An 8,543-nucleotide genomic window follows, 5' to 3' on the forward strand; every position below is an offset into this window, starting at 1 on the left:
TCCCGCGGCCATTGCGCGCGCGCCGCGTTTCGCGCTAACGTTCCGGTGCGCCAGTCCGCCGGAACCCTGGCGCGCAAGGAGTGTCCATGGAGAGCTGCCGGACACGATCAGGCATCGCGGCCTTCGTTTTCGCCATCCTTCTGGTGGCCTTCAACTGGCCCATGATGAGCATTCCTCCCCGTGGGGGGCTGCTGTTCTGGCTGTTCGGGGCCTGGGTGCTTGGCATTGGGCTGCTGGCCCTGGCGGCGCGCTGCGCCGACCCGGACAGGAGGCCCCGGACGCCTGTCGAGCCCGGCGCCGCGACCGGCGAATCCTGCACGGGCGACGAGCGGGCGGGCGGCGGCGATGTTTAGCCCGTTTCTGGTGCTGGGCGTTCTGGCCGGGTACATGGGCCTTATGCTGCTGCTGGCCAAGTGGGCCGAGCGCAGCGCCGAGGCCGGGCGGTCCATCACCAACCGTCCGCTGGTCTACGCCCTTTCCCTGGCCACCTATTGCACCAGCTGGACCTACTACGGCTCCGTGGGCAAGGCGGTGGTCTCCGGTCCGCTGTTCTTGACCATCTACATCGGCCCCACCATTTGCGCGGCCCTGTGGTGGGTGCTTGTGCGCAAGCTCACGCGGATCAAGACCAGCTTCCACGTCACCAGCATAGCGGACCTGCTGGCCGCGCGCTACGGCAAGTCGCACCGGGTCGCCGCCCTGGCCACGGCAGTGGCCTTCGTGGGCTCCGTGCCGTATGTGGCGCTGCAGATCAAGAGCGTCACCTCCACCTTTTCCATGCTGGCCGGTGACGAGGCCGAGCTGCTTGGTGTTGTCGGCCCGCTGGTGGTGACGGTGATGATCGTTTACGCCATCGTGCTTGGCGTGCGCCGCATCGACCCCACCGACCGCCACCCCGGCATGGTGGCCACGGTGACGGCCGAGGCGGTGCTGAAGCTTGCGGCCATGCTGGCCGTGGGGGCGTTCGCCGTGTGGCTGCTTTTGCAGGAGGCGGGCGGCCCGGCCTCCGGCCTGACGCCGGAGCGGCTGGAGGACATTTTGCGCCTGCGCCGGGAGGAAGGCGGGGCCTATGTCCTGTGGGCCGGGTACCTGGTCTTGTCCCTTTCGGCCATTGTGTTTCTGCCGCACCAGTTCCACCTGGCCGTGGTGGAGAACGCCGACGAACGGCACATCCTCACGGCCTCCTGGGTGTTTCCCCTGTATCTCTTGTGCATCAACCTGGCGGTAGTGCCGGTAGCCATGGCCGGCCTGGACACGGGGCTTTCCCCGGCCAGGGCCGACACCTTCGTGCTGGGACTGCCGCTGGCCCAGGGCAACGCCGCCTTGGCCCTGCTGGTGTTCCTGGGCGGCTTCGCCGCGGCCATGAGCATGGTCATGGTCTCCTCGGTGACCAACGCGGTGATGCTGACCAACCACGTGCTTTTGCCGGTCATCAGCAAGGTGCCCGCCCTGGCCGGGCTCAAGCGCCGCCTGCTCCAGTGCCGCTGGGCCTGCGTGGCCGTGCTGGTGCTGACCGCCTACTGGTTCGAGCGGGCCATCGGCGATTCCTACATCCTGGTGAACATCGGCATCATCGCCTTCGGGGCGGTGCTGCAGTTCGCCCCGGCCGTGCTGGGCGGCATTTTCTGGCGTTCCGGAACCAGGTCCGGCGCCCTGGCCGGACTTTCCGGCGGGTTTTTGCTGTGGATGCACACCATGCTGCTGCCCGCCTTGTCCAAGGGCGGGCATGTGTGGTCCGGCCCGGTCAGCGAGGGGCTTTTCGGCCTTTCCTTCCTGCGCTCGGAATCGCTCTTCGGCATGACCGCCCTGGACCCCGTGGCCCACAGCGTGTTCTGGACCCTTTTGTTCAACACGGGCCTCTACGTGCTGGTGTCGCTGAACACGCGGCAATCGCAGGAGGAGATCGCGGTGCTGCCGGAGTTCACGGGGCTGCCGGGCCTGGGCGACCGCCGCGTGGGGCCGGGAGCGGAGGATGAGGCGGACCTGTCCGAAAAACGCGCCCTCATGGAGCGGCCCCTGCGCGAGTATCTGCCGCGCGACGAGTCCCGCGCCCTCATCGACGAGTGCCTGCAGTCCCAGAAGCTTGCCGGGAGGACCCGCATTTCGCTGACGGCCCTGGCAGCCCTGTACGGCGAGGTGGAGCGCGCCTTTTCCGGCGTGGTGGGCGCGGCCGCTGCGCACAAGGCCCTTTCGCAGGCGGGCGTGTTCACGGCCGAGGAAACCGGGGCCTTGAGCGATGTCTATGGCGGAATGCTGGCGCGGCTGCGCATTTCCCCGGACGAAATGGCCCGGCGCATCGACTACCACATCGAGCGCGAGCACCTGCTGACCCGCCACGCAGCGGAGCTGAAGGAGACCCTGCGCCTGCGGGACCAGGAGATTGTGGAGCGCAAGCGCGTGGAGGACGCCCTGCGCCTGGCGGAGGAGAACTATCGCGGCATCTTCATGAGCGCGCCGGAAGGCATTTTCCAGACCACGCTGAAGGGCCGCATCCTCTCCGCAAACCCGGCCATGGCGCGCATTCTGGGGTACGAATCCCCCCAGGAGCTTATGGAGCTGGTGGGCAGCCTGGGAGACCAGGTGTACGCCTTTCCCCTGGCGCGCGAGCGGGTGCTGCGCACCCTGGAGGACAAGGGCGTTCTGGACGGCATGGAGCTGGCCATGCGCAAGAAGGACGGCAGCCTCATCTGGTGCTCCATCATCGCCCGCGCCACGCGCGACGAAACGGGCCGGGTGGTGCGCATAGATGGCCTGCTGTCCGACGTGACCGAGAAGAAGCGCGCCCTGGAGGAACTGCGCGAGAGCGAGGCGCGCATCCGCGCACTGTTCGACGCCACCTCGGATTCGGTGATCCTCATGGACCCGGAGGGGGTGGTGCTGGCCATAAACGCCCACGGCGCCAGGCGGCGCGGGCTTATGCCCGAGGACATGATCGGCCGGTACATCTACGACCACCTGCCGCCGAACGCCGCGGAGATACGCCGCCTGCAGGTGCGCGAGGCCCTGCGCACGAAAAGCCCGCGCACCTTTGAGGAGGATCGCCAGGGCTTCTTCTATTCCATCACCATCTACCCCATTCTGGACGAGGGCGGAAACGTGCGCCAGCTGGCCAGCTTCTCGCGGGACATCACCGCCCAGCGCGAGAGCGAGGCCACCATTCTGCGCATGAACGAGAGCCTGGAGGAGCGCGTGCGCGAGCGCACCCGGCAGTTGGAGGCCGCGAACGCCGAGCTGACCAGCGCGCTGGAGCAGCTGACCCGTGCGCACAAGCAGTTGGTGGAGTCGGAAAAGATGGCCTCCCTTGGCGGGCTTGTGGCCGGAGTGGCCCACGAAATCAACACCCCGGTGGGCGTGGGCGTTACCGCGGCCTCGCATCTGGAGGCCCGCACCCAGGGACTGCTGGCCGAGTACCGGTCCGGGGGGCTCAAGCGCGCAAGCCTGGAAGAGTATCTCGGCGTGTGCGACGAATCCACGCGCATGATCCTCTCCAACCTCCGGCGCGCGGCGGAGCTCATCAGGAGCTTCAAGCAGGTGGCGGTGGACCGCTCCACCGAGGAGCGCCGCTCCTTCAAGCTGCGGGCCTACCTGGACGAGGTGCTGCTGTCCCTTCGTCCGCATCTCAAGAAGACCGAGCACGAGGTGGTGCTCATCTGCGACCCGGAACTCACGCTCGATTCCTACCCCGGCGCGCTTTCGCAGGTCGTCACCAACCTGGTGATGAATTCCCTGGTGCACGCCTTCGAGCCCGGCGTGGCCGGGCGCATCACCATCACCGCCCTGGAAAAGGGGCGATACGTATTGCTGATATACGCTGATGACGGCGCCGGGATCGCCCCGGAGCACCTGGACAAGATATTCGAGCCATTCTATACCACGCGTAGAGGCAAGGGAGGAACCGGCCTTGGCCTGCACATCCTCTACAACCTGGTGACGCAGAAGCTGGGCGGGGAAGTGCGCTGCGAGAGCCAGCCCGGCCGGGGCGCCACCTTCACACTCACGCTGCCCCAGGGCGGACCGGATCCCACATGACCGACGACAAGGACGAACTGCTCTTCCTCGGCGACGACGAGGCCGAACACAAGCTCCAGGACACCCCCGTCGCCTGGAAGCTGCTCATCGTGGACGACGAGGCCGAGGTGCACAACGTCACCCGACTGGTGCTCTCCGGCTTCCGCTACAAGGGGCGCGGGCTTGAGTTCCTGAGCGCCTACACCGGGGCCGAGGCCAGGGCCATGCTGGCCGCCCACCCGGACATCGCCGTCATCCTGCTTGACGTGGTCATGGAGGAGAACGACACCGGGCTCAAGCTCGTCAAGTACATCCGCGAGGAGTTGGAGAACCGCTTCGTGCGCATCATCCTGCGCACGGGCCAGCCCGGCCAGGCCCCGGAAGAGCGCGTCATCGTCGAATACGACATCAACGACTACAAGGAAAAGACCGAGCTCACCGCGCAGAAGCTCCTCACCACCATCGTCTCCGCCCTGCGCACCAGCAGCGACATCGCCACCATCGAGGCCAACCGCCTGGGCCTGGAAAAGATCATCGAGGCCAGCGAGAACATCTTCGAGCTGCAATCCTTGGAAAAGTTCTCCACCGGCGTGCTTGCGCAGCTCATTTCCATCCTGGAGCTGAACAGGAACGCCCTGGTTTGCCAAGCCTCGGGCTTCGCCGCGGTGAACAACAAGGGGCATTTCAGCATTCTGGCCGGCACCGGCGAATTCCAGCCCCACGTGCGCAAGAACGTGGAGGACGTGGTGCCCCCGGAAGTCTACGCGCATTTCGAGCAGGCGGTGAAAAACCGCACCAGCCTCTTCTTCGACGGCAAGCGCTACATCGGCTACTTCCGCAGCCAGAACGACTCCGAGAGCGTCATCTACCTGGAAGGCGGCAAGGAACTCACCGAGCTTGACCTGCAACTGGTGGAAATCTTCTTCGCCAACGTGTCCATCGCCTTCGACAATCTGCACCTGAACAAGGAAGTGGAAGACACCCAGCGCGAAATCGTGCTCACCCTGGGCGAAACCATCGAATGGCGTTCCCAGGAAACCGGCAACCATGTGCGCCGCGTGGCCGAGTACATGTACATGCTGGCCAAGCGCTACGGTCTGCCGGAAACCGAGTGCACCTTGCTGCGGCTGGCCGCGCCCATGCACGACGTGGGCAAGCTGGGCATTCCGGATGTGATTCTGAACAAGCCCGGCGAACTCACCGTTGAAGAAATGGCCGTCATCCGCACGCATCCCACCATCGGGCACGAGATCCTGAAAGCCTCGCACCGGGAACTGCTCAAGACCGCGGCCGTCATCTGCCTGCAGCACCACGAGCGCTACGACGGCACCGGCTATCCCACCGGCCTCAAGGGCCAGGACATCCACATCTACGGCCGGCTTGCCGCCGTGGCCGACGTGTTCGACGCCCTCATGAGCGACCGCATCTACCGTCCGGCTTGGCCGCTGGAACAGGTCGTCGCCCACTTCAAGGCCGAACGCGGCCGCCACTTCGACCCCGCCATCGTAGACATCCTCCTGGCCAACTTGGAAGAATTCCTCAAATTGCGCGAACTCTACAAGGGCTAGCTGTTCCCTTCGGGGACGTTTTGCCTGGTGCGAGATGCACAGCGCTGTGCCTGTTTCATGCTCCGCAGGCCAGGGGCTGCGCGCCCCTGGACCCGCGTGGATGGGGAAAGGGGTGGCGCTTCCCTCGCCTTCCCCTTATCCGGGGTTTCAAGGGGCCGGAGAGGCCCCTTGGCCGCCGGAGGCATAACAGGCACAACGCTGTGCCTGTTTCGTGCTCCGCAGGCCAGGGGCTGCGCGCCCCTGGACCCGCGTTGATGCGCGTCGTTAAAAATGCGGGCGAGAATCGCGATAATTGACCCTCGCCCGCCGTTGCACATACTGCAATGCCGTTTCAGAAATCAACCTTATTCATCACCCACCGGAAAGGCCACAGGGCCGCTGCGCAGGAGCCCCTCCCGCTCAGCGGCCCTATCCCGAGTCACCCGAAACCCCTCCGGCGCAGGGCCAATGGGTATCAGGTCCGGCCGGTAGACTGGGAGCCGCCCAACGGAGGGCTCCCAGGTCGCCAGGGCCTGGTCCTGGGGCACGGAGACGATGAGCCCCGCGTCCAGGTCGTCCAGGGCTTTGGCGATGAGCCGCAGTCCCAGGGGGAACAACTCTCGCCGCCATAGCCCGCTTGGCGTGTCACCGGGCCTGGTGAAGCACCAGCCCTGGGCGGCGATAGGCCCGCCATCGACCACATCGGTGAGCCAGTACACCGAGCCCCCGGCCACCTTGTCTCCCATTCGGAGAGTCCAGTAGACGGCGTCTCGGCCACGGTGCAGCGGCAAGAGCGACGGGTGGTAGCCCATGGCCCCGAGCCGGGTCTTGCCGCGAGTGGCCGCGCCGATGAAGTCGTGGCTGTGCGCGCACAGGATGAGGTCCACCCCGCCCGGCATGGTGGCAGCTGAGAGGGTCCCAGACCGGAGCAGCGGCAAACCCAGCCGGGCCGCAAGCGTCCAGAGCCGGTCCGGGCGGCCATCGCTTGTTTCCGGCGGGCAGGAGACAGCGGCCACGCCATGCCCACGCGCCAGCAGCAGCTCCAACACCGCCGCGCCGAAGGCTTTCTGTCCTGAGAGCAGCACGTTCATGCTTCGGCCTCCCCCAGATAGCGGAAGCCCTGAACGGCGCGAAAGTGCCCGCCAAAGCCTGATCCTGCGTTTGTGTACCCGTACCGCACCGCCGATTTCCGCAGATTTTCGATACACCGGGCCTTGCTCTCGCCCACGAGGTTGCCGCTCACCTGGGTCCAGCCGCGACGCACGCGCAGGGCGGCGGCAAGGCCAGGGTGCGAGGTGTGAAAGAGCGTGGGCATGGGCTTGCCGTAGCGGTTCTCCCCGGCTCGCCACATGGCGCACACGGCCTCAAGGAAACGCAGCCCCACCCCGGCCCCCTGCCACTCCGGCATGACCACCAGGCGGCAGGCCCGCGCCTCGCGCAGGCCCGGTCGGGTGGACACGGCCACGTGGGCAACGGGCGTTTCGCCCACAAAACCCACGTAGCACGTGGCCGCGATCATGTGCGGCAGCTTCAGGTAATGATGCGGCTCAAAAAGCGGCCAGTAGCGCCAGTCGGTCTGGAACACATCAAGCTCGATGCCGGGGCGTTGAACCCCCCTCCCAGATCGCAACTCCCACGTGGCCGTGTCGAACACCCAATCCGGCGCAAGCCAGGGGATGATGTCATAGTGGCAGGAGAGGAGCAGGGCCTGGCCGCCGGTCTTGCGCCACGCCTTGCTGAAGGCGTGAGCCCCGACGCGGGCTATCTGCCGGTCGACCACGCTGGTGAACTCGTCGATGACCACCCGGCCCGGCGCATCGGCCACGATTCTGGCCAGGTCGGCCCGGAAGCGCTCCCCGGTGGAGAGCGCGGAATACGGGCGCAGCCAAGCCGGGACAGAGCCAAGGCCCACCGAGGCGAGGGCCGAAGTTACTTCCCGCCAGTCGCCATTCAGGGCGATAACGTCGATGATCGGCTTGTCGTTGGGCCAATGTGCGGGCTGCCCGGCCTCGCCGCCCCAGGCCGCTTGGCCGAGGCTGCTTTTGCCAGAGCCGGACGGTCCAACAATGAGCCCCAGCTTCCAGCCCGCATCTTCAAGCGGGAGGTCGGCCTCCAGGCTCACGCGGCTGCCCGTGTCCACATTGTACAGCGACTTGACCAGCGCCGCCCGGTAGCTACTGAAGTCTGGGCATTCATGCGTGACGGCGAGCCTCATACGCGCACCGCCTTCAACTTATAGCCCTGGGCGGCCAGGCGCTCAAAGACATGCTTATGCTCGGCCTCATCGCGGCAAATGACGACAACGCCGAACTGTTCCTTGTACCTGAACGCGTTATGACCGGGTGCGCCCGCCGGAAGGGGGGGCAGCTTTTTGGGTTCGGCCATGGGGAGCCTCCTTGTTCGAGGCTCCCTGGCCTTCAGTGTCGGGGATCTTGTCCCTCACATGATTGATCGCCCCGCATCTGGGGCACTTGATGGCGAGGTCCAACGCCTCGCCCTTGGCCAGCAACCTGTTACACTTGCCGCATCTAATCTCCTGCATCTTGCGCCTTTACGTGTTGCGCCTCCGCCTGCTAGTCCTCCGGCACCCGTGCGCACGGGCCGGAGAGCGGCTTCGGCCGTGGTCCGGCGTTACCTCGCCGGGCCAGTGGGGGAGCCGCAATCTCCCCCGCCTCTCCACTCTCTTGGGCGCGGGGCGGCCGCTTGGTCGCCCCGCCTCAAAGCCCCAATATCTCCAGCAGCACGGTGGCCGGGCCGTCGCCAGGGTTGCCCTGGGCGTCCATGACGGCGGCCTCGGCCTGGGCGGCTGCGTACAGACGCTCCGCGTGGCCGATGCTGATCGCGGCCGCGTCAAGATAATCCGGCGCTGACGGCCAGGGGTCCGGCTCCGGCGGCGCGGTGCAGCCCTCCGGCGTCCACAGCCAGCCGGGCGCAACGTCGTCCCCAACCTCCACCACAAGGGCGCACTCGTTTGTGCCCAGTTCCGGC

General features: G+C 66.6%; 8 protein-coding genes. 3 read left to right on the forward strand and 5 right to left on the reverse strand.

The annotated features are described in order from the left end of the window. The first annotated feature begins 86 nt into the window (after positions 1–86). The 3 genes from CHB73_RS14990 to CHB73_RS15000 are packed head-to-tail and all read left to right on the forward strand — an operon-like array spanning position 87 to position 5,576. Positions 87–353: a hypothetical protein gene (locus CHB73_RS14990; RefSeq protein ID WP_089275413.1), complete on the forward strand. Its 267-nt coding sequence runs from the start codon at positions 87–89 to the stop codon at positions 351–353. Beyond that, positions 346–4,029 carry a PAS domain S-box protein gene (locus CHB73_RS14995; protein WP_089275414.1) on the forward strand — a complete coding sequence of 1,228 codons (3,684 nt, stop codon included), beginning with the start codon at positions 346–348 and terminating at the stop codon, positions 4,027–4,029. The genes CHB73_RS14990 and CHB73_RS14995 overlap by 8 nt, the downstream gene beginning before the upstream one ends. Continuing rightward, on the forward strand, positions 4,026–5,576 hold the full coding sequence (locus CHB73_RS15000; protein ID WP_089275415.1) for a DUF3369 domain-containing protein: 1,551 nt from the start codon (positions 4,026–4,028) through the stop codon (positions 5,574–5,576). Before CHB73_RS14995 ends, CHB73_RS15000 begins: the two co-directional genes overlap by 4 nt. A gap of 344 nt (positions 5,577–5,920) precedes the next feature. On the opposite strand, the gene CHB73_RS15005 is transcribed toward CHB73_RS15000, so the two are convergent. The 5 genes from CHB73_RS15005 to CHB73_RS16920 form a co-directional block, all read right to left on the reverse strand. Further along, positions 5,921–6,646: a formyltransferase family protein gene (locus tag CHB73_RS15005; protein ID WP_089275416.1), complete on the reverse strand. Its 726-nt coding sequence runs from the start codon at positions 6,644–6,646 to the stop codon at positions 5,921–5,923. Next, entirely contained in the window at positions 6,643–7,770 is a 1,128-nt protein-coding gene (locus CHB73_RS15010) for an ABC transporter ATP-binding protein (RefSeq protein ID WP_089275417.1), read from the reverse strand. The genes CHB73_RS15005 and CHB73_RS15010 overlap by 4 nt, the downstream gene beginning before the upstream one ends. Then, complete coding sequence (locus CHB73_RS16915; protein WP_179217080.1) at positions 7,767–7,940, reverse strand: hypothetical protein; 174 nt, start codon at positions 7,938–7,940, stop codon at positions 7,767–7,769. The genes CHB73_RS15010 and CHB73_RS16915 overlap by 4 nt, the downstream gene beginning before the upstream one ends. After that, a complete protein-coding gene (locus tag CHB73_RS15015; protein ID WP_089275418.1) occupies positions 7,888–8,097 on the reverse strand; it encodes a Com family DNA-binding transcriptional regulator in 210 nt (69 codons plus the stop codon). Before CHB73_RS15015 ends, CHB73_RS16915 begins: the two co-directional genes overlap by 53 nt. A 175-nt stretch (positions 8,098–8,272) precedes the next feature. Further along, the coding region (locus CHB73_RS16920; protein ID WP_179217081.1) for a hypothetical protein at positions 8,273–8,543 on the reverse strand (271 nt) is incomplete at its 5' end.

It is taken from the genome of Humidesulfovibrio mexicanus (genome assembly GCF_900188225.1).
Taxonomy (GTDB): Bacteria; Desulfobacterota; Desulfovibrionia; order Desulfovibrionales; family Desulfovibrionaceae; genus Humidesulfovibrio; species Humidesulfovibrio mexicanus.

Coding starts and splice junctions, on each gene's coding strand:
- CHB73_RS15010 (WP_089275417.1), bottom strand. CDS start 7,770: ATGAGGCTCGCCGTCACGCATGAATGCCCAGACTTCAGTAGCTACCGG.
- CHB73_RS14995 (WP_089275414.1), top strand. CDS start 346: ATGTTTAGCCCGTTTCTGGTGCTGGGCGTTCTGGCCGGGTACATGGGC.
- CHB73_RS16915 (WP_179217080.1), bottom strand. CDS start 7,940: ATGGCCGAACCCAAAAAGCTGCCCCCCCTTCCGGCGGGCGCACCCGGT.
- CHB73_RS15005 (WP_089275416.1), bottom strand. CDS start 6,646: ATGAACGTGCTGCTCTCAGGACAGAAAGCCTTCGGCGCGGCGGTGTTG.
- CHB73_RS14990 (WP_089275413.1), top strand. CDS start 87: ATGGAGAGCTGCCGGACACGATCAGGCATCGCGGCCTTCGTTTTCGCC.
- CHB73_RS15000 (WP_089275415.1), top strand. CDS start 4,026: ATGACCGACGACAAGGACGAACTGCTCTTCCTCGGCGACGACGAGGCC.
- CHB73_RS15015 (WP_089275418.1), bottom strand. CDS start 8,097: ATGCAGGAGATTAGATGCGGCAAGTGTAACAGGTTGCTGGCCAAGGGC.